The 22,494-nt window shown below is 37.7% G+C and carries 16 protein-coding genes; 2 read left to right on the forward strand and 14 right to left on the reverse strand.

The genetic code is table 11. The features are described from left to right. Positions 1 to 19: 19 nt before the first annotated feature. The 7 genes from JG735_RS07290 to JG735_RS07320 all read right to left on the reverse strand — a co-directional run bounded on the left by JG735_RS07290 (position 20) and on the right by JG735_RS07320 (position 9,965). Positions 20 to 1,330, reverse strand: a complete 1,311-nt coding sequence (locus JG735_RS07290; RefSeq protein WP_201334413.1) for a hypothetical protein — start codon at positions 1,328 to 1,330, stop codon at positions 20 to 22. A 42-nt stretch (positions 1,331 to 1,372) separates the two neighbouring features. Continuing rightward, complete coding sequence (locus JG735_RS07295; RefSeq protein ID WP_201334414.1) at positions 1,373 to 2,371, reverse strand: acyltransferase; 999 nt, start codon at positions 2,369 to 2,371, stop codon at positions 1,373 to 1,375. Beyond that, positions 2,365 to 3,471 (reverse strand): glycosyltransferase family 1 protein, encoded by a 1,107-nt coding sequence (locus JG735_RS07300; protein ID WP_201334415.1) that lies wholly within the window; start codon positions 3,469 to 3,471, stop codon positions 2,365 to 2,367. Before JG735_RS07300 ends, JG735_RS07295 begins: the two co-directional genes overlap by 7 nt. Beyond that, positions 3,455 to 4,339, reverse strand: a complete 885-nt coding sequence (locus JG735_RS07305; RefSeq protein ID WP_201334416.1) for a GDP-mannose 4,6-dehydratase — start codon at positions 4,337 to 4,339, stop codon at positions 3,455 to 3,457. The genes JG735_RS07300 and JG735_RS07305 overlap by 17 nt, the downstream gene beginning before the upstream one ends. Further along, positions 4,339 to 5,373, reverse strand: a complete 1,035-nt coding sequence (gene gmd / locus JG735_RS07310; protein WP_201334417.1) for a GDP-mannose 4,6-dehydratase — start codon at positions 5,371 to 5,373, stop codon at positions 4,339 to 4,341. Before gmd ends, JG735_RS07305 begins: the two co-directional genes overlap by 1 nt. 82 nt (positions 5,374 to 5,455) lie before the next feature. Then, positions 5,456 to 7,066 carry a hypothetical protein gene (locus JG735_RS07315; RefSeq protein WP_201334418.1) on the reverse strand — a complete coding sequence of 537 codons (1,611 nt, stop codon included), beginning with the start codon at positions 7,064 to 7,066 and terminating at the stop codon, positions 5,456 to 5,458. 112 nt (positions 7,067 to 7,178) lie between these two features. After that, positions 7,179 to 9,965 (reverse strand): VWA domain-containing protein, encoded by a 2,787-nt coding sequence (locus JG735_RS07320; protein ID WP_201334419.1) that lies wholly within the window; start codon positions 9,963 to 9,965, stop codon positions 7,179 to 7,181. Positions 9,966 to 10,231: 266 nt separating this feature from the next. Here JG735_RS07320 and JG735_RS07325 point away from each other — a divergent pair, with 266 nt between their 5' ends. Next, positions 10,232 to 10,513 carry a hypothetical protein gene (locus JG735_RS07325; RefSeq protein ID WP_201334420.1) on the forward strand — a complete coding sequence of 94 codons (282 nt, stop codon included), beginning with the start codon at positions 10,232 to 10,234 and terminating at the stop codon, positions 10,511 to 10,513. Then, positions 10,494 to 10,928 carry a type II toxin-antitoxin system VapC family toxin gene (locus tag JG735_RS07330; RefSeq protein ID WP_201334421.1) on the forward strand — a complete coding sequence of 145 codons (435 nt, stop codon included), beginning with the start codon at positions 10,494 to 10,496 and terminating at the stop codon, positions 10,926 to 10,928. Before JG735_RS07325 ends, JG735_RS07330 begins: the two co-directional genes overlap by 20 nt. A 205-nt stretch (positions 10,929 to 11,133) precedes the next feature. On the opposite strand, the gene JG735_RS07335 is transcribed toward JG735_RS07330, so the two are convergent. The 7 genes from JG735_RS07335 to JG735_RS07360 form a co-directional block, all read right to left on the reverse strand. Beyond that, positions 11,134 to 16,623: an S-layer family protein gene (locus JG735_RS07335; RefSeq protein WP_201334422.1), complete on the reverse strand. Its 5,490-nt coding sequence runs from the start codon at positions 16,621 to 16,623 to the stop codon at positions 11,134 to 11,136. Positions 16,624 to 16,662: 39 nt separating this feature from the next. After that, on the reverse strand, positions 16,663 to 17,628 hold the full coding sequence (locus JG735_RS07340) for a DDE-type integrase/transposase/recombinase (RefSeq protein WP_236583922.1): 966 nt from the start codon (positions 17,626 to 17,628) through the stop codon (positions 16,663 to 16,665). Then, positions 17,613 to 17,759, reverse strand: a complete 147-nt coding sequence (locus JG735_RS09805) for a hypothetical protein (protein ID WP_236583925.1) — start codon at positions 17,757 to 17,759, stop codon at positions 17,613 to 17,615. The genes JG735_RS07340 and JG735_RS09805 overlap by 16 nt, the downstream gene beginning before the upstream one ends. A gap of 164 nt (positions 17,760 to 17,923) precedes the next feature. Beyond that, a complete protein-coding gene (locus tag JG735_RS07345) occupies positions 17,924 to 19,018 on the reverse strand; it encodes a glycosyltransferase family 4 protein (RefSeq protein WP_201334423.1) in 1,095 nt (364 codons plus the stop codon). Continuing rightward, on the reverse strand, positions 18,996 to 20,063 hold the full coding sequence (locus JG735_RS07350; RefSeq protein WP_201334424.1) for a glycosyltransferase: 1,068 nt from the start codon (positions 20,061 to 20,063) through the stop codon (positions 18,996 to 18,998). The genes JG735_RS07345 and JG735_RS07350 overlap by 23 nt, the downstream gene beginning before the upstream one ends. Further along, positions 20,060 to 21,295, reverse strand: a complete 1,236-nt coding sequence (locus tag JG735_RS07355; RefSeq protein WP_201334425.1) for a methyltransferase domain-containing protein — start codon at positions 21,293 to 21,295, stop codon at positions 20,060 to 20,062. Before JG735_RS07355 ends, JG735_RS07350 begins: the two co-directional genes overlap by 4 nt. After that, positions 21,285 to 22,493 (reverse strand): ABC transporter ATP-binding protein, encoded by a 1,209-nt coding sequence (locus tag JG735_RS07360; protein WP_201335739.1) that lies wholly within the window; start codon positions 22,491 to 22,493, stop codon positions 21,285 to 21,287. Before JG735_RS07360 ends, JG735_RS07355 begins: the two co-directional genes overlap by 11 nt. Position 22,494: the final 1 nt, after the last annotated feature.

Consider the following 22,494-nt stretch of genomic DNA (forward strand, 5'->3'; position numbering starts at 1 on the left):
GCAAAAGCCTCACACTGGATTAACTGTGTAACATATCATCATTAATATTGAGTGAATCAACTTGATCTACTGTTTCATCAGTATCTGTTTGATCTTGATGAAGATATACATTTTCCTCCGTATCTTGCGAAACGACGATAACTCCACTCAAGCTCTCTTCAAAATGAACCATATCACTTGAGGAACCATGAAAATCATAATCATTCGAAGCATTTGCACTTGTAAGAATATCTATTCCCAATGCATCCTCTTTTTCATCCATCTCTTGGATTAAAGCAAAAACTGGATGAAAACTTTCCACATCGTAAACATTTACTGAATTTAATGCTTGAGCCGATTTTTGGAGATAACTTTTTTCAATATTGAAATATTCCTGAGCCAATTGAGGGTTATTGAGAATATCATAATTTGGTAAAAAGGTCTCATTATCATAATCATACGGAATATGATATTTTTGATATAGCTGTTTTTCCTGGAGATCAAAACTTGTTTCAAGATTTGCCAATTGTTGAAGCATCTGTGCATCATAGTTTGAATGGGTATTGTATAGAGCCAAATGATCTTGAACAGCTTGCTTAAGAAAATTGAGATACTCCTGTCTCATTGGAACTGGCATTTTTTCAAGTTCCGCTTTATCTTCTGCCCACCAATCATAGGATTGGGATGATCCATTATTTTGTTGCTGGTTGTTATCGCTGTGATCTTCTACTTCATTTTTCATATATTGTGCCATATTTTTAACAATTGAAACATCTGCTTCAGATGCCACACTTTTAATCAAGTCTTGCATTTTTTTGAGCGTATTTTCATCCACTTTTACATTTTCTATGGTATTTGCAACTTCCATAGCTGCATCTACTTTTGCCTCAAACGCTTTTGCTGCATGAAAAGCGTTATTAAAATCTATATCTGTTTTAAAAAACGCTCTATAGTCATCTGGTTTTGTTGCAATTCCTTCTCCAATAATTTTAATTGAAGCTATTGCTTCACCAATAGATTGTTGCCCACTAATAACTTGATTAACCCAAGTATCAATTCCATTTGGATCATCTTGATATGATTTGTTAAAAAGAGTCTCATACACAGTAGAAATTATGTTTCGTACACTCTCTGGATTTGTAGGATCAACATTTATATATTGAGGATACATCTTTTGCAATCCAAAACCATTAACAGCTAATTGGGCTGCTTGAAGCATTGCTTCTGCTGTGCTACCCAGGTCTCGCCTGTGTTCTATTGCATCATTATACCAAGAATCAAGCTCTGACTTTGACGGAGCTCTTTGAAACATCGCTATATACAATGCTGCTACATCGTCTCTGCTTAGCATACACTCTCCTTTATTTTTTAAAAATTATACTAAAAAATTGTTTTAAAACTTTTTTCGTATCCTATCGATACGCTTTTGAACAAGACTTAACCCATATGAAAACAGTAAAACTAAGCCAAATACTATCCAGTAATACCCTAAACCAGGATGTGTAAATCCAAGTTTTTCCAATGCCAAGAAAATAAAAAAATGCGATAAAAAGATCGGATAGGAAAGATGTCCGAAAAATGGGTCATATCGAAAAGGTATCCTCATGATTTTTGGAATGAAGGGAAGAAAAAGTATTGCCAAGAAAATCTCTCTCACAAAGGGATGCGTACTCCATGTAAATGCAACAGACAAAAAGAATAGAAAAACAAAAACATACAAAATCTTCAAAACAACTCTATATTTCCCGGCAGCATAGAAAAAACCCACCATAAATATCCACAAAACCCCAAAAATATAACGATATCCAAAATTGTCGGAGTTCAAATGGACTCCTGTTTGGTGGGAAAATGCAAAAAACTCAAATCCCATCGATATAAGCAAAATAGATACAAAAACAAGCGGTTTTCTTGCAAACAGATAGAAAAAAAACGGAACCAACAGATAAAAATGCCACTCTGTCGATAGAGACCAGGTAGGAGGAATCAGTGGATGCGGGAGTAAAGGCTTTATGATAAATGGATCAAAAACATAGTTGTTGAAAATAAGCAGTACATTAAGAAAAATCTTGCTAAAACCCAGTTCCTGATGCAAAAGAGGCACCATCTGTGATGGTCCCCATATCGCTATCACAAGCATGGTCAAAAAAAGAACGATAAGATAAAGAGGAAAAAGTCTCAAAACCCTTTTTATATAAAAAAAGAGTATCTGTTTTTGAAAAGAGAGCCCTTTTCTCACCTCCTTGTAAAAGGAAAAATACATCAAATATCCGCTGATAAAGTAAAAACAGATAACAGCGCTTACTGCTGGATTAAAACCAAGAGGAAAAGGAGAGTTTGGCAAGTGTGAAAGCATCACTACCCATGCAAGAAAAAAACGAAACGTGCCTAACACTTCACTACTCTTTCAAAAAGTTTCATATGCTTGTCTGCTGTTTTTTCCCAATCAAACTGCAGCGCTCTTTTTCGTCCAGCCTCGGCCAAAGATGCACGTTTTTTTCGATCTTCAAGCAACAACTGTACCTTCAATGCAATATCATCTACATCATATGGATCGACATACAATGCGGCGTCCCCACATACTTCAGGCAACGAAGCCGCATCGGATACAATCGCAGCTGTTTGACAGCTCATCGCTTCCAATGGAGGCAAACCAAATCCTTCATAAAAGGAGGGATAGACAAAAGCAGATGCAAGGTTGTACAATCCGACAAGATCACTCTCACTGACATATCCAAGATATCGGATATGCTCTTTTTCAATTATCTGCATAATTTCGTTATTTTCCCATCCCTTAAACCCAGCAAGAACCAATGGATATCGCTTTTTCAGTGGTTTAGGAAGTTTCATATATGCTTTGAGCAGATTCAAAAGATTTTTCCTTGGCTCGATACTTCCCACAAAAAGCACAAACTCATCTTCCAAAGCAAAACGATCCTTTAAATGTTTCACCTTTTCTTTTGCCAGAGGTTTATACAGATTGTAATCAACTCCAAGATGGATAACCTCTATCTTGCTCTCTTCACATCCGCTCAGTTCAACAATCTCCCGTTTGGAAAAATAGGAATCCGTGATAATCATATCCGCTTCATGTATCGATGAAAAAAGATGTTTGCAGAAATACTCTACCCTCTCTTTGGGATGCCATTGAGGATAACGAATGATGGACATATCATGGATCGTAACAACTTTTTTTTTGGATCGAATACCTTTTTGAAATATATAGTTTGGTTCCCAGTACAGATCATATACCTCTTTGCTTTTTAGCATACCAACCATAAAACGCAAAGCTTTTTTCACAGCTCTGACCGTTACAGCAGACTCGATCACATGTGCAAATACTCCACCCTCTTTTGGTTCATGCAATTTTTGTGCAACAATCCCGCCATACCAAAAAAGAAGGTCTTGATCTGCTCTTTTGGCTATTTCGTAGATATATTTTCCCACACCTGTAAGAGATTTTGTCAAGGGAAGCGCATCAACGACAATTTTCATACATCTCTTTTATTGTCTGTTCTATCGGTTTTGGTTCTATTTTTCCGATTAGACTATGAAGTTTAGAAGGATCCCCGCACAATACTTCTATATCGTTACTTCTTATAAATTTTGGATTTTGTCGGACTGTGGGTGTATAACCACTTATTTTTTCTAAAATATTCAAAAAATAGGCTACGTCATATACTTTTCCACTACAAATATTGACTATTTCAGATTTTGCATCACTTTGCAGTAACTTTTCATACACGTTACAGACAAATATTACATCATTCATTTCTCTTTTTGTATGTAGATTGCCAATTTCTATGATGCTGTCTTTTCTTTGAAAAGCCCTGACAAGTTTTGGGACAATGAACTCTTCTCTCTGTCCACACCCTGTGTAATTAAATGGACGAGTTATGATGATAGGTATCTTATCAAAATATGTCTTTGCAATCTGCTCGCTAATATATTTACTGTAGGCATAATGATTGTTTGGATTGGGACAAAGTTTTTCATGGAGTTTATTGGTACTTTGCATACCATATACGGTTGCACTACTTGTAATAATAACTTTTTTTGCAGTCCACGCCTGCTCCTCAAGTGCGCTTAAAAGATTTTGTACACCAAAAGCATTCACTTCATACATCTTAACTTGATCGGCATATCCTACAAAAGATATTGCTGCAAGATGTATGATATAATCAAAACTTTTTTTTTGAAAAATTTGGCGTATTTGCTCTTTTTTGGTTATATCACAAGAAAAAATATTTTTTCCATTTTGCTCTATTGATGTTCCAAAAACTTCATAATCCCTCTTTTGCAGATAATGAGAGAGATGATTGCCGGTAAAACCATCTATCCCTGTTATCAATGCTGTCTGCACTAAAAACTCCACCCTGTTGCGTTACGTCTGATATCTGCTTCCACCATCATCTGACAAATCTCTTCCAAAGAAGTTTTAGGCTCCCATCCAAGATCGTTTTTCGCTTTTGTGTAGTCCCCTATCAAAATATCCACTTCTGCCGGGCGGAAGTATGCAGGATTTACTCGTACTAAAATTTTGCCACTTTTCACATCTCTTCCAACTTCATCTACTCCTTCTCCCTCAAAAATCAGCTCAATTCCAGCAGCTTGAAAAGCAAGTCGCACAAAATCTCTTACACTCTGGGTACGATTTGTAGCCAAAACATAAGTCTCAGGTTGAGAAACTTGCATCATAAGATACATCCCCTCGACATACTCTTTTGCATATCCCCAGTCCCGTTTTGCATCAAGATTGCCAAGCTCCAAAACATCAAGTTTTCCATGAACTATTTTTGCTACACTGTCAGTGATTTTCCTTGTTACAAACTCTTTGCCTCTCAAAGGAGACTCATGATTGAACAGTATTCCACTGCATCCGAAGATATCATAACTCTCTCTATAGTTGATCGTTATCCAATGCGCATAAAGTTTTGCGACAGCATAAGGACTTCTTGGATAAAAAGGTGTAGATTCTGTTTGTGGAATCTCCTGCACTTTCCCGTACATCTCCGAAGTGGATGCTTGATAAAATTTTATCTTCGGATTGACGATACGGATTGCTTCCAAAAGATTGAGCGTACCTAAACCAGTTATTTCTGCGGTAGTCAGAGGCTGTTCAAAACTTACACCTACAAAGCTTTGTGCTGCGAGGTTGTACACTTCATCTGGTTCTATCGAATCAAGAAGCCGAATGTTTTGTGATGCATCGGTCAGATCATACTCTATCAAGTGTAAATTTGGATGTTTTTCGATGCCAAGCTCCTCAATCCTCCAAAAATTTGATGAACTTGTTCTTCTGTATGTTCCAAATACTTCATACCCTTTTTCTAACAATAGTTGCGCCAAATAGGCACCATCTTGTCCTGTTATGCCGGTAATGAGCGCTTTTTTCATCCATTGATGCCTTTTTATTATTTTTGTGTAATTGTAGCAAAAGAGGGAAGTTGTAGCAAAAATAATAGTGAAGCCAAAGGCTTCACATAATGGCGTAACAATCCGATACAAGATCCATCAGATCTATGCCATATTTATTATAAATTTGAATCACGTCATTTGCGATAGGTTGATACTCATCATATGTAATTTGTCCATCTTGAAAATATGAAGAAGTAAAAACATAGTTTTGGATATCGTTGGCAAGAGACACGAGCTGGTCTTGTGAAAGTGTACTAGTCAATTTAGATGCAATGATATTGTCACAATAGGCTCCGCCTTGGGCATAATAACTCGCCATCATACTTTCCAATGCACTCATGGCATTTGCATTATCATTATCGGTTTGGGTCGTCGTTATCAAATCATTATCTAAATTATTGTCAGCCGTAGCCAAATTGTCATAACTTATTTGATCATTATGGTAATTATCCATACTATTTTGCACGTTATCAAAATCATAATAATTTTCTTCTGGAATATAGGTAGGTCCTACTCCCGATGTCAGTTTATCCTGATTCTCGGTCATCTCATCTTCCAATTTAAACAAAGTATAGAATGAATCAACATTCATTGGATCGACATATTGCAACTCTTGTTTCAACTTAGGTAAGTAATCTTTCTCCAACTGGAAATAGGCTCTTTGTGTACTAGGATGTAAGTTTAAAAAGGATTCATCGACAACAGATTCCTCTATGATATAAGGCAAACCATGTTTTTGGTATATATCTGCTAGTTTATGTTCATATTCGTTATCCAATGCAGCCCATTGCTCCAGATACTCTTTTGTAACAGGTACGTTTGCTTGAGCCAAAGAAAGATACTTATCTACCGCTTCTTTCATTAGATTGACCAGTTCTATCCTCCCATCTACAGGAAGCATCTGGAGTTCCATCATGATTGATGGCCAAGAATCGGTATCAAAGTTATAATCATAGGCATCATTATAGGTATCATCAGATAAATTGTTTTGTGTTTGTGAGTTATCTTGATCATGCAAATCGTTTGTAGAAACAGTGTTTGGATCTTCCACTATATCTTTGAGATACTCGGCTATGTTTTTCACTTCATCCAGGTCTGTCTCATCTTTGACATCTTCTATGATCTCTTGCATCTTTTGCAAAGTATCTTTATCAACCTTGACACTTTCGATGGTATCGGCAACTTCTAAGGCAGCATCTTTTTTTGCTTCAAAGGCTTTTGCTGCTGCATATGCTTTGTTAAAATCATCATCCGTTGCAAAATATGGTCTATACTCATCCGGCCTTGTTGCAATTCCCTCCCCGATATATTCAATGGAAGCTATCGCCTCTCCCAATGACTGTTGACCGCTTGTAACCATGTCGACCCAACCGTCGATTCCTTCTGGATCATCTTGATATGTCTTGTTAAACAGCGTTTCATATACAGTAGAAATGATGGTACGTACACTTTCAGGATTGGAAGGATCCACATTAGCATACTGAGGATAGAGATCTTGAAGGCCAAATCCGTTGACAGCCAGTTGGGCAGCCTGAAGCATCGTCTCTGCAGTGTCTGCCAAATCTCTGTTGTTTGCTACCACATCGTTGTACCAGGTATCCAGCTCCGACTTGGAAGGTGCTCTTTGAAAAAGAGCGATATAAAGACCCGCCACATCTTCTCTTGTCAACATATACACTCCTTGAGAAAATATTTTTTAAATTATAATAAAAAATTATTTCATTTTTCCTGATGTCCTCTTTCTCTTTTTCCTTTGACAACCAAACGGCTGCCAACGTCTAAGATCAAATGACAAGAAGATCATTTTGTTCATCGAGCTGTGCAGTCGATAGATCCGTTATACCAACAAGTTGCGCCACCTCATCACTCAAAGGATCAAAAGAATTTGCTGATGAGTTATCCACAACCACATAAGCATTCTTTCCATCTGTAAACCATAAAACGATACTGTTTTGCGAGCCATTTCCTTGTGCGGCCATATTCAAAGTAGTTTCAAGAGAACCTTGCCATTGCACAGGTGTGGATACAAACTGCTCCGTGCCATTGGCAACTTTCCATTTGATTTTTTCACCTTTTTGTGGGTCCATAAACTGATCTACATTGAGTGTTTGCTCAGGAGATATCATCACCGTATCTACTCCGTTTCCTCCAATGAGAATATCTTTTCCGTATCCCCCATACAAAATATCATCCCCATCGTTACCATTGATCGTATTATCTAGAGTATTACCATGTAAAATATCATCGTTTGGCGTTCCGACGACATTTTCGATAAAGTCGATTTTTGCTTGATTAAGTAAGGATTGTTCCAGCTTACTTATATCTGGTTGCAAAGCAGGAGCTATCTGCCCGATACTATGATCGGCATTGATATCGTCTAATCTCGTACCATCAAATGCTATTGGTTCAAGATTGTAAAGTTCTTGGATATCCCCAAAGCCGATTGCGTTGGCAATGATATCGTGTTGTATCAGAAAATTTTCCCACTGATGCTGAAGTATTTCATCGATTTCTTCGCCAAGACTCGGCTCTCCATCAGACATAAAATAGACACGATTTGCCCCATTATCGAAAAAAGTCCCATCTTTTTGATCAAAAAGCTGCATGGCACCATTAATCGCACTAACATAATTTGTCGTACCATCAGCATAAAGATTATTGAGCATACCGATAGCCTTATCAACACTCATCCAGTTTTGAGGAACATTTTGTGCTTGATTGCTTATATCGCTACTAAAAAGTACTAGTTTAACAGCCACATCTCCTAGTTTACTATATTCTTGAAGCAGTTTTTGCGCAGCTTCCACCTCTTTAGAGAGCCTTGTCGTTCCATCATAAGTGTCCCATCCCATACTTCCAGATACATCCAAGATCAGCATAATGTTAAATTTTGGTACGATCAAAGCTCCTTTTGTATCGTTTGCACCAAGCTGGACTTGAATATCCTGACCTACATTTCCACCCGAAGCAAGATCGATATCGGCACCGCTGCTTGTTGGAACCATGGAGAGATCCAACGTATCACCCACTCCGTTATCACTTTGAGAACCATCGATAATTACTTTCTTTCCTACTCCATCAATCACATATGTGTCACTTCCGTTCTTACCCACTAAGATATCGTCTCCGGCTTTGGAATACAGCGTATCGTCACCATCGCTTCCGATAAGATAATCATCACCATCGGTACCGACGATCATACCAGCCTGATCTGCAACGACATTATCCATCGTAACAGCATCACCCTTTGCATCTTGGGTTCCACCATCCCTCAAAACCTGCAAAGTTGGCTCAACCGTATAGGTGTCATTGAGCGAAAAATTGGTTCCCGGTTTTCCGACAACTTTCCCATCTCCTGTTAAAATATGGGCGCCACCAAGATTATCTAGAGAAGAGATTTGGGCTTCGACACCATCATCGAGATGTAATTGATTGATTCCCTCGATATCTGTAGCTGATAGATCAACAGGAATTTTGTTGCCGTTATCGGCAAGATGGAGACTGCCCATGCCGTTTCCATTGATTTTTTGAAGCTTGTTGACCAAATCTGCCGGTAATGTCAAATCACCAAGAAAATCGATATTTTCAATATTCTTTATATCATAATCACTCAAGTCGGCATTTCCGTATACATGCAGCGTATCGCTGCCCTCTCCTCCATCTATGATCTCCGCTCCATTGGCATCTTCTGCAAAGTCTCGTCCCAGGATATCCTTTAGTGGCTTTCCTATCAACTGTGCATCTTCGGGTCTATCTTTTGCAGAAAGTCCCGTTAAATCACCCAGCAATACTATATCATCATCACCTTTTCCCGCATGTACCTCATCTTGACCCTTTCCAGGGCGTATGATATCGTTGTTATCACTGCCATAAATTATCTCATCAAGATCAGTTGCACTCACATCACCTCCATCTACAGGAGCCTGAACTATCTTTTTCGTTCCTCCTTGATTGTGACTCTGATTGTACAGATCTTCTTTTTCAAGAATCTTTTGTCGAGCCTGATCAATACTCTCCGGTCTATCATCGACCCCATCTATCAATGCTTTGAAATCATCAAAATCAAAAAGACCATCGCCATTGATATCAGCTTCCGGAATTTTTTGGGCGGCATCAAGTGCCACTTGCACTTTATTGAGAAAGGCTTTTGCATGAGCAACCGTTTGTGCCGATGCAGGAATAGCGCCATTTGCAATCTGCGTAGCCACTTGTGTAATATTTGCTATGGTATTTCCCAATCCATTTTGCAAAGCATAGTTTGCCCAACTGTCTATACCATTTGGATCATCTATATAATCTTTGTTAAAAAGTGACTTGTAAACTTCAGTTATGACAGATTTTGTAGATAAAAAATCATTTGCATCTACGTCTATATAGTGAGGGTATTTGGACGAATATTGTGGGTTTGCCTTGATGATATTTTGTGCTGCTTCCAACATCTTTTCTGCCACGGTCGCATAATCCCATCCATTTTGCCGGGCTTGTGTATACCATTCATCCAGCCCCTTCCCCTCAGGGGCTCTTTGAAATAGACCTAGATACAGTTTTGCTATATCCTCTCTTGTCAGCATCCACGATCCTTAGATTTGGAATTATATCTCCTATAATACAAAAAACGCGTTTCAAAAACGTTTCATTTGGTTTTTTTGCTATCTTTCAAGTACTGAGCCATTTATCTTGCAATGTAAGCAGTTTAGTTTGTAGATTTTTTTGAAGATTTTTAAGAATCAAAAAGATTGTTTTTTGAAATGCATAAGTTCATTCAGATCTGGCACTCTTCAAAGAGGAGAGAGGAGTGCAAATCAGATACACATTACCAGGGCTCAAAGGATATAAAATGACACAAAAGCTTGGAATACGGGAGATAGTAAGAAATTTCACTATTTTAGATAATTATGACTATATTGAAATAGTAGATAAAAAGAGTCATAAGCTCAAAGGATTATTTATTTCGTCTGAGTTTATGGATGATGTAAAAGAGTTTATTGAACAAAAAATAAAAAAAAAAAAAGAAAAAGAATTAAATAAAATTATGAAATTTGCTGGAATAGCAAGCGGTGATACAGATAATATGAATGAAAAAGAGATGAGAGAGAATCATGCAAAATCAAAAGTTTAGCAATACCGTATATTTTGATACAAATATATTAATGGATATTCTTGATAACAAAAGAACGGGACATCGAGATGTATTTAAACTGTTGGAACTGTTGTTCTCAAAAAATATCAAAATTTTAATAAATGAAGATATGTTAAGCACTATTTACTATTTAGTTAAAGATAAAGAAAAAGTTTTAAAATTTTTTGAAGTTATTTTAAATGATTGGATAGTTGTCCCTTTTGAAAAAGAGATTATAAAAAAAGCCATAAAAATCTCGTTGGAAAAAAGCGTTGATTTTGAAAATGTTTTGCAATGTCTATGTGCAAAAAAATATAACTGCATGGCATTAATCACCTGCGATAAAAAGTTTATTGACTATGGAATAAAAATAGCCAATTATAACGAAGCAATACATCTCTTGACAAAATATTGAATTTTTGATGCTGAATGATGAATTTCAATTTAACTTTTCAGGCCACGATCCCCCTTCATTTTGAAAAAATACCGTTAAGATCTTTGGATTTTTGTATTGAAAAATCTTCGTAAGAATTACCCTTAATGGATTTCAATTTTTAATCCAGATCTATTGCTTCTTTGTCTTTATCCGCAGGAAAAAACCTACGGATAATTGAATTTACTTAGAATATTGCAAAATCATTAGTAATATTGGCAACTGTAAAATCACTTGCCAACATATCGACACGTGTAACTTCAACAAATGTATCATCACTATTTAACGTATCTGCTGTACCAGTATCGGTATTTAAGAGATATCCAAAAACTGCTTGGCCGTTATTTGAATCATAATACACAGTAGCAAGACCCTCATTTGCTCCAAAAGCAGAATCCCCTGCACCGGCAGTACCACCATTTGGAATTGCAATACTGTCACTATCTATAGCTGTTGAAAATGAAGTTGCTGTAATATCAGTAAGGATAAGAAGATTTTCACCAGATGCACCTGTATGAGAATCAGCAGTTGAGTTTGCATCGCCATCAAGCGTAATTACCGATGCACTACCTGCCGCAACTGCTGAACTAATATCCGCTCCGGTCGCATCTGAAAGAGTTTCATTTGTACCATCATTATCATAATCAAAAGATGTATCGCCACTATCAAAAGAAACTACATCTATACCCGCACTAAAACCAAATACAGTATCTTCATTGGCAGCACCTGATTCACTATATTTCAATGTATCGACAGCGGAAATATTTTCAAATAATGCGATGATATCATTACCTGCACTACCTGTAATAGTATCAGCACCACCATTGGATATAATCAGATCACCCCCTGCATTACCAGAAATGGTTTCATCAGTATCCGCTCCCCAAATGAGATCATTACCCAAAGTACCTGATACCACATGTGTAGCGAAATTATTAACTGTAGTAGTATACGTTGTACCTAAAAGAGTTGCATTAATCGTTGCAAATGAATCTGATCCACTTGAGAAGTCTGTACCTATCAATGCCATATATAGATTTTGTGCTTCAGTTATCGTGAGTGCATTTAGATCAATATTGACCGTAGAAGTACTGTCCAATAAATTCATATCAAATTGACCGGATCCAATTGCACTAACCAAATCTTTCAACTGGCTTGCATCTATATCCAATGTTGAATGAACATTTGTAGATTCAAAACCCATTACGGTATCATCCGTCAAATCCACATTGCCCCAAATTTCTAATGTATCACTGCCATTTCCACCATTATATGTTTCACCGCTATCGTCATCATCATTGGTAGAAGAAAGGCCATCAATATCTGATGCAGTAAGACCAAGTTTACCTGCACCAGTATTTGATGCAGGATCAGTTGTATATGTACCAGCTGTTGAGTTACCAATCACAACAATAATATCATCACCATCACCAGCTGTAACATTATCCACACCCTTGCCACCACGAATTACATCCGCGCCAGCACCACCAGTGATTGTATCATCACCAGCACCACCTTGAACTGCAAAGTCGATATCTTTACCGTCAAACCCGCTTAGTCCGTCAAGCTGGATGACAAGATCGTCTGATTGAACCAATCCGTTTCCATTGATATCTATTGCCAGTTTTTTACCTGTCGTATCGAAGAAGAATTGCCCTCTCTCACCATCTGCAAGCAATGTAGCTCCATCGGTAAGAGACGCAGCATCTCCCTTGTCTGCAAGATTTACAGTAATTCCAGCTGTCTCATTGCTGTAATCGAGCTTGATGTTTAGTTGATCATCGGCACTTGAGAAATCCTTGATCACATCAGTAGCTGCAGTTGTAGATTCGGCTCCATCGTAATAGAAAGTATCTTTACCTGTTCCACCAGTGATTGTATCCGCACCTTTTCCACCAGTAATTTCATCATCTCCGGCGCCACCATCGATAGTGTCGTTTCCTGCTCCGCCTTTTAGCGTGTCATCTCCGGCACCACCTTTGATATTGAAGATGTAATCGCTGTCTGCTATAGCACTTGCATTTACAGTCGCTGCATCGTTGCTATCTGTAACGTTAGAGAAATCAACATCGCTTACTACGTCACTGTCATCCGTTCCGTTGTCTGTAGCCACACCACTAAATGTCAAACTCAAATTTTGAGCAGTAGTATTGCTGCCGCCATCTTTTGTTGATGCGGTATATTTTTCAACTTTTGTAATATTTGTCAAATCGACAATTGCTGTAACTCCTGCAGTGCTATTATCGAGAACGATTGTATCTGTTCCCTCTCCCCCATCGATAGTGTCAGCAGTAGTTAATGTGCTTCCAACAAACTTGAATGTATCGTTACCAAAGCCCGCTTTAACATCTTCAGCTGCATCAGTAGCATTCGCTACATAGGTATACCCGTTTTGTGTAGCGCTTGCATCAACCGCATATGTATTTGTTCCTGCAAGATTGATGGTGTTGATACCAGTTTTATCAAAGTAGCTTCCTAGAATAAGCTTATTGGCTGCAGTAGCGTCTGCAGTCAATGTCAACGTCTCCATATTTTTCACATTCATAAATGAAACATCGCTTTGATCTGTATTTGCATTTGAGCTCTCAGTTATCTTAAGCTCGTCTTTGCCTTCACCTCCATCGATTTTATCTTGGTAGTCAAGAACTGTAGACATATCAACAACATCACCTGCAGCACCGCCTGTGATATCAAGTTTCACTGTCGTGTTACCATCAGCCGTTACAGTAAGTCTCTCCGCTGATGCATCACTGTCGTTTATCTTTCCATCTGCGTTATCATCTTTTACAGCCGCATCGAGCGCTGAAGCATCGATTGTAATCTTGCCATCTACGTTTTGTGTCGTGCTTACTCCTGAAACGTTGACACTCACATCGCCACCGGCAAGTTGAGTCGTTCCGCTTGTATTGTCCCCACCATCTACAACAATAACCTTATCGATATTCTTGATCGCACCTGTAGTTGCAGTCATATCAACAGTAGCAGTATCGGCAGTAACCTTCAATGTGTTCTCTACACCAGCTTTATCGCTTCCAGTAATTGTAGTATTGTCTCCACTTTCTAAATCTGAAGCTTTCGCCTCTACCGTCATAACAATGTCTGCACCTGTGTTAACTACAGTGTCGCCAGCATCAACTTTCACTGTTGTAGCATTTGTATAGCCGCTTTTGAAAGTGATAGAATCAGCCCCCTGATCACCAGTAGACAAATCGGTCAAATCGACAGTTGTAAATCCAAGATTGCTTGAAAGTTCGGCAGTACCGTCGAGTTGGAGATTTTCCACATTACTTACACCGTTGAGAGCATTTACATCGCTCAGATTTGCGACAACGATCGTATCATCTCCCTCTCCACCATCGATAGTGTCATTCGCATCCAGTCCTGCAGTCGCTGTAATAGTGTCATCACCCGAACCTGCATTGACTGTATCGTTTCCACCGTTTGTTATATCGATAGTATCGTTGCCTTCACCGCCATTAACGGTATCGTCTCCCGCACCGCCTGTGAGAACATCACCTGCAGCACCGCCTGTGATATCAAGTTTCACTGTCGTGTTACCATCAGCCGTTACAGTAAGTCTCTCCGCTGATGCATCACTGTCGTTTATCTTTCCATCTGCGTTATCATCTTTTACAGCCGCATCGAGCGCTGAAGCATCGATTGTAATCTTGCCATCTACGTTTTGTGTCGTGCTTACTCCTGAAACGTTGACACTCACATCGCCACCGGCAAGTTGAGTCGTTCCGCTTGTATTGTCCCCACCATCTACAACAATAACCTTATCGATATTCTTGATCGCACCTGTAGTTGCAGTCATATCAACAGTAGCAGTATCGGCAGTAACCTTCAATGTGTTCTCTACACCAGCTTTATCGCTTCCAGTAATTGTAGTATTGTCTCCACTTTCTAAATCTGAAGCTTTCGCCTCTACCGTCATAACAATGTCTGCACCTGTGTTAACTATAGTGTCGCCAGCACTCACCTTGACGGTCATAGCCTGTGTCAAACCGCTGTCTAAAGTCAAAGACTCCGCATTGGCGTCTGAATCAACTGTCATATCCACAGTTGTAAAGCTCGGATTTTCCGCAAGTGTCAAACTGCCAGCCCCGCCATTTTCATCATATTTTAATATCTCAATGTTTGTAACATTTTTGAAGTTGGTAGCACTCAAAGCAACATTAGAGGCAACAGCAAGCGTATCCTCTCCATCACCGCCGTCAACTTTGTCATTTTGATCAATATCGTCTATTTCAAGTGAATCGTTTCCAGAACCAAGTTTTACATCAACATTTTGTCCCTGACCAAACGAGCCAATAAGGTTTAAATCAGCGCTCACTCCACTTGCATCAACAGTCGCAAGATTATTGAACCCACTAATATTGATAGCGCTCTTTGCATCACCCGTTACTGTAAGAGAAGTAACATTTTGGCTAAGATCAGAGGCGGTATAAGCAGTAGTACCTGCTCTATTGGCGATATCCAATGCGTTGGAGTTTCCTTGCAACTCAATAGCAAGCTTTTCTATACCGCTTGCATCAAAAACCGAACCGTCTGTCTTTGCAAGGCTAAAAGATCCATCTTGATTTGTTCCATAAAGCCCAGCATCTTTGAGGATAATCTTTTGCTCATCTTCATTTCCGGATACTGTATTGGAAGAGTAATCCACCGCAATCTCACTCAAATCAAAGTTGTTGCCATTAGCATTCCCTTCCATTCCGCTGATTTGTACATCAACAAGATTGTTTAAGTTGTTAAGAGCAAGATCGTAGCCTGTTCCACTAGATGCCCCACCTTTTATTGTCACTTTCTGCAGTCCCTCAACTGCATTCATATCGAACGTAGCTCCATTGTTATTGTACATACCAATGTTCATGATCTCTACATTTTTCATATTGAGAGGTAGGTTTGTAGCAGCAACACCTGTGCTTATAGTCACATTCAACGTATCTATATCATCTTTGCCGTCAATCATATCTCCAGGATTGAGCGTTGAGCCACTCTCATTGTTCCCGATAACTGCGCCATAGAATGTATCCTTACCCAAACCGCCAAACGCCTGATCAACAGTTGTCGTTAGATTGACTATTTTAGGAGTGTATGCTTCCACTAAATCTTTTGCAGCATCAATGGAACCTGGATCATCATTTACTACTTCCACAAATTTTTGAAATTTTTCAAAATCCCCTGTAAATGTTGGAAACTTCTGAGCAGTATACTCCGCCACATCTATTTTATTCTCAAATGCCTGCGCAGCAGCTTTCGCAGCAGCATCTGCATTTGGATCATTCAAGATCTGCTCTGCTGCAAGTGTGATACTTGCTATAGCGTTTCCTAGTGGCTGTCCATCTTCTACAACACTTTTTACCCAACCATCGATTCCCTGTGGATCTGTATTGTAGTCTTTGTTGAAAAGAATCTTATATACTGTTTCAATAATCGCTCTTACGCTTGCCGCATCTGTTGTATCAACGTTTACGTATTGCGGATAAATAGTCTCGTAAGCAGGATCGCTTTCAACTACTTGCTGGGCAGCATTGAGCATACTTTGAGCCAACTGCCCCAAGTCCCATCCATTCTCTATTGCCGCGTAATACCAGTTATTTAACCCCTCTCCCTCTGGAGCTCGGTTAAACATAGCTACATATAGCTTCGCTACGTCTCTCTTTGTTATCGCCATTATCTTTCTCCTTTGATTTTGGTTATTTAGGTTATTCTCCTATACCCAGCAAATTGTACCACAAAAAAAATAAAGAATGCAATATCTTGTATAAGTCCAATACATATGGCACTCATGATAGTTTTCAAGGAGGTATTGTACCGGAGATTTAAAATTAAGAGAAGAGTGTAGTATTTTGGTATTGTAATCGATGAGCCATTTTGCTAATTTTTTATTGAATTCTTGTAAGTCTGTAAAGAGTACATCTTCATAGTATTGAATAAACTGTTCTTGAATTGTTCTATTAAATCGTTCATTGTGTGCATTCATTTTAGGGCTTCTTGGATAGGTCCAGTAGTGTGTAAAGCCTTTTTGTTCAAGCAGAGCGTCAAACTCTTTTTTAAATTCACTGCCATTATCAGAAAGAATTGCAAGTGTACGTTTATGTTTGATGGAAGTTATTCCATCGATGAGAGCTTCAAGGGCGTATGCAGTATGTTTTGTATGTTTAGAAGGAATTGCTACTGCAAATGCAATACGTGTGAGAGGATCTATCATCGTAAGGATATATCGTTTTATACCGTTTGAGACTATTTGGATGGTATCTACTGCCCAGAGTTCAAATGGTTTGGATTTGAGGTTTTTTGGTTTTCTATTTTTTTGAACTCTCTTTTTTGGTTTGACTTTTCCTTTTGTATCGATGCGATAAGGAAATATTCTCATTTTATCTGGTGCTTTTGCGATTATTCGTCCTATTGTTGATTCTGAGGGAGTTTTAAGACCTCTTTCTTCACAAAAGGGTTTTAAAAGGTGATAGAGTTTTGCTTTACCGATGTTGGGATATGCTTTTCTTAATCGTTTTATCTCTTTTATGACTTCTATTGGTACTTTTGACTCTCTTACTCTTTTTAGTTTGCGTGATTTTGGATTTAAGGCTTTGATATCACCATTTGCATCATTGAAACTTTTTTTCCATCGAAAAAGCGTTCTTCTACTTACTCCAAAAGCATCTATTGTAGCTTCCAATCCATACTTTTGCCAAAACTCCAGTATATTTTTTCTTCTTTTGCCTCTTCGCTTATCATGAGACTATTGTAATAGATTTTCTCTAATCTGTTATACCCTTTGAGCCCTGGAAATGTGTATCTGATTTGCACTCCTCTCTCTCCTTTAAAGAGTGCCAGATCTGAATGAACTTATGCATACCTTGCATATTACAATAAGGTGATTTTATTTATATTTTTAATACTTACGACATTTTCGACGGCTTTCTGTAATATGGATATAAAAATTAAACATGGATATAAAAATTAAAAATTTTTTAAAAAATATGAAGTATTTTATTTTTAAATATTTCATAGTCATAATTTTTTTTGAAGTATCTATAGGCGTTGTTGGCATAGAAGCTTCTGTTTTTTTTAATTTCGAGAAGATTTTTTTCAAATTCTTCATAATTGGTATAACTTTTTCCTCCCTTTGAGAGAGTGATATGATCTGTGAGCACTCTACTTTTTGATGTTACAAGAGCGGGAGTGGACTGACTGAAGCTCTCCAACAAAACAATTCCAAGGCTTTCGTGGGGAGAAGGATGGATGAAAGCTATGGCGTTTTTCATATAGTTTAGTTTCTCTTCTTCAGTGACAAAGCCTTTGTAGACGATCCCCCTTTTTTTTATAAGACTCTCATCTCCTTTTCCTATGACGTACAGTGGGATTTTATGTTTTTTATAAAACCTTTCATAAAACTTTGCCAAGACGTCTATGCCTTTGGACGGCTCGATCCTTCCTGCATAAAGAAAATATTTTTCTTGGGAACTCAAAGGAAGACATTTTTCTTTGATACCAAAACCCAAAATCTCATAACTGGTTGGTTTTATATGTTCAATCGCCAGACTTTTCTCTTCGCTTGTCAAAAAGAGATGTTTGTATCTGGCGTACTTTTTAAATATCGGGAAGTAAAACGGTACTTCATCGTGATATGTGGATAATAAATAGGCGTTTTCCACAAGATCGATACCAAAATAGGTGGTCGGATAGAGGTATGTGACAAAGATATATTTTTCATAGTGTGATTTTTTTAAAAAATTCAACAATGAACTGGAGTAAGGCCCCTGTCTTTTTATCCACTCTTCGCAAAAAGAGACGGGAAGAGTGGATGGATTTTTCGTAAGGGCAAGGGAATGCAGCCTTTCCCAATAGAGTGAGCGTTGGATGTCGACCTGGAATCTTCTTATAATAAAATCATCTTCATAAACTCCCGGTTCATAAAAATTCTCCCAGGTTGTATGATCCACTGCTGTTGTGGTAATGATCTCTATCTCTTTTTGCAAAGCAATGATCTTTGCCAGCTCATATGCGTATTGTTCCGCACCTCCTACTATGTCTTTATCAAATCTATGAATGATCAACGCAATCAAAGATGGCTCCTAAGAAAAGTTTTTTTATATGTTCATAACTAAATCTCTTTAGATTTTCTCTGCCTTTTGCCGTAAGAAAGGTTTGGAAAGATGGATTTTTATGCAAAGTGTATATAGTCGCCGCAATAGTGTTGTACTCGAAATCTTCCAAAACGATCTGTCCTTTTCCTATGGTCTCTTTGATTGCAGTTCTATCAACGCAAACAATTGGCAAAGAGCTCTTTTGCGATTCCAATATAGGCACACAAAATCCTTCATGTTCGGAGAGAAGCAAAAAGATATCGGATGTTTTAAAAAGAGTAATCAGTTTTGTAAAAGGAAGTTTGTCGTATATTTTGATATTGGATTTAAGATAGTAGAAAGATATAAGGTCCTTAATCTCCTGGTAATATGTTTCAAGACCTTCATCGATACCACCTGCGATATGAAGCATTGGGTTCAATCCATACTCTTTTAGAAAATATACCGTTTTTACAAGATGGGTATGTCCTTTGTTTGGAGCGAATCTTCCGACAAAAAGAATATTGAGTTGATTGTTTAGGAGTTTATCTGCGAACTCCGTATCTATCTTTTTTTCAAAATCATCGAGCAGTGTAAAAACCGGTACAACTTCGGCGTTAGGAAAATCTTTTGCATTGAAAGAAGAGTCCGCCAAATATCTGGCATTGAGTCTTTTCAGTCTCTCATTTTGCAAAATCCCCATTCTGCAGATATGTTCATAGGTTTTATTGTAGGGGGCAAAAAACTGAGGGGGCGTAATGTTGTGGTATTTGATGAAAATTTTTGCTTTGGCACTTGGCAAAAGCTCATCTGCCAAACCCCAATAGACTGAATGGTGGTAGATTAAGATATTTTCTTTATCACCACTAAGCTTTTCAAGTTTGGCTCGATCAATTAAAAAAGAGGAGGAGTAGCCATCTTCGCTAAAAGAATCTGTGTAGATATAGGTTGGAATTATCTCATTTAAGACTTTGTGTTGTTGTCTTACATCATTGCTCACCGCATCAAAAGGTACAAGTGCCGGCGTTAAAATGATGGCTTTCATATCTTTTCTCCGATAATGGCATAGGTTTGATAGTTTTTTTCAATAAATGTTGTTCTATATTCGACTGGAACTAAAGAGGAGTAGAGAATTTTGATATTTTTAAATCCCACATACTCCATCCAAAAAGCCATCATTTTTGCAGGAAGTGGTTTTTTATGTGTTATATCCATATAAAAATTCCCTAGACCCGTATTGGCAAGAGGATTGACTGTCTCTAAAATAACAATACCCTTTTTATTGAGTGTTTGGAATGAGAGATGCAAAAACTCTTTTAAATAGTCTGTTTCAAAATGCTCTATCACCTCAAGGGCTACGATAGTATCAAATCCTTGATGCTCTTTTAAAAAGGTATTTGCATCCTGTTTAAATATGTGAAAGCCTTTTTTCTTAAGCAGCTTAACTAGCTCATCGTTGATTTCTACACCTATTGCTTGGTAGTTGTTGTTTTTCAGTATCTCTAAAAACTCGCCTCTACCGCAGCCAATATCGACAATTTTACCTGATTTTATATATGGTAAGTAGTTTTTTTGAAGATTTTTGACAGCTTCGGAGTTGTAAAAGATATTTTCAAAAAGGATGTAATAGTCTTTGCAATCTTGGTTAAAGAGTCTTTTACACTCATTGTGGGCATGCTTTAGATACTCACACTCTTCAATAAAGACGTCATCAAACTCCAATGAAGTTGAAAGCTGATTTAGTTTTTGTTGAAGAGATGATAGTTGCTGTTTGGTTTGAGCATTGAGATTGGAAAGTTGGTGTAGATTTTGCTCTAATGCTTTTATATACTTTTGCTGCTCTTTATTTTGCTTTTTTTGTTTATTTAGGGTAACTTTATATTCTACTGGCAAAAATTTAAAAGCCAGCTTTTGTAAGAGATTGAGTTTAAAAGTAAGACCATTTTTTTGCCATGCCTCTTTGGAAGATGATATTTCGTCTAATATTTGCTCTTTTAAGTGATAATTTAGTTTTTGTAAATAGTATCTTTTCCCTGCATCATCTATTTCTCTTTTTAGTATTAAAAGATAGGCATACTCTAAAAACTCTTCATCATCTAGCTCTAACAGTTTTATAAAAATTTTTTTCTTTAATTTTTTTAATGAACTTTGCGGAGGCAAAGTGTTATAAAGAGCATAATAGGCAAAAAGAATAAAATCTTTTTTATCTTTTTGTCGTAAAAGCTCTTTGATATTTAGTCTATTTTTTTGGCTATCTTGTATTATTTTATCTATCATCTTCTGCCTTTATATCTATAACTGGAGTTAATCTACAAACACCTATGAAAAATTTTCCTTCTATGCCTGCTATCTCAAAATCAGCTGCATTATCTACCCAATGCAGACACTCTTCACTGTGCCTTTCTCCTGAGTGGATTGCAGCAGAGACTGTATATTTACCAGCACCTATATTAAAAGGCATTTTGAAGCTTATTTTATACCTTTTACCTTTTTTCAAATCAAGAAATTTATCAAAATAGTAAGTATTTGTACCAAAGATGTCTTGGGCAAATTTGTCTCTTATCAAAATACCTACTGTTTTGTTTTTTAGATCTTTTTTTGCCTTTATCACAACCTCTATAACCCCCTCTTCACCTGATGAGAGTATATCTGAATGAGATTTTGTACCCGAAACTGCTACTTTTTCTATATACGCATCAAGTGTTCCATATGAAGAATTGTCCATTTGCTTGATATTATCTTGTGTTTTGTTAAGCTTTGCTATGAGGAAATTATACTTATTGATAACACTTTCAGGATCGCCTTCATAGACTATCTCTCCTTTGTGCAACAATATAAGCCTGTCACAAAGAAGCTTTAAAGAGTTTAGATCATGGGAGACATAGATGATACTTAGGTTTTTCTCTTTGAGTTCTTTAAGGGCTTTGGTACATTTGGCACTGAAGTGTGCATCTCCAACAGAAAGGGCTTCATCCACGATCAAGATAGAAGGATTTGAATGGATGGCTATGGAAAATGCTAGACGCATCACCATACCGGAAGAGTATGTCTTCAGTGGCTCATCGATAAAGTCTCCCAGTTCGCTAAAGTCTATGATATCGTGTACTCTTTCATCAATTTCGGCTTTGCTTAAGCCTATGAGCATACCATTGAGATAGATATTTTCTTTTCCGCTAAATTCGGGATTAAATCCTGTGCCAAGTTCCAGCAGTGCCGTAATGCGTCCAAATGAGCGAATCTCTCCAGACGTGGGAGATATGACACCGGCTATCTGCTTTAGAAGCGTTGACTTGCCTGCACCATTGATACCGATGATACCAAGGGTTTCACCTTGGTGAAGGTCAAAGGAGATATCTTTGTTTGCATAAAAGAGACGGTGTTTTTTCGTTTTGAAAAAGATCTCTACAAGCCGATCGGAAGGTTTTTTGTAGAGTTTATAGATTTTTGTAAGATTTCTAACTTCAAGAGCGTTTATG

It is taken from the genome of Nitratiruptor sp. YY08-10 (genome assembly GCF_016629565.1).
Classification (GTDB): Bacteria; Campylobacterota; Campylobacteria; order Campylobacterales; family Nitratiruptoraceae; genus Nitratiruptor.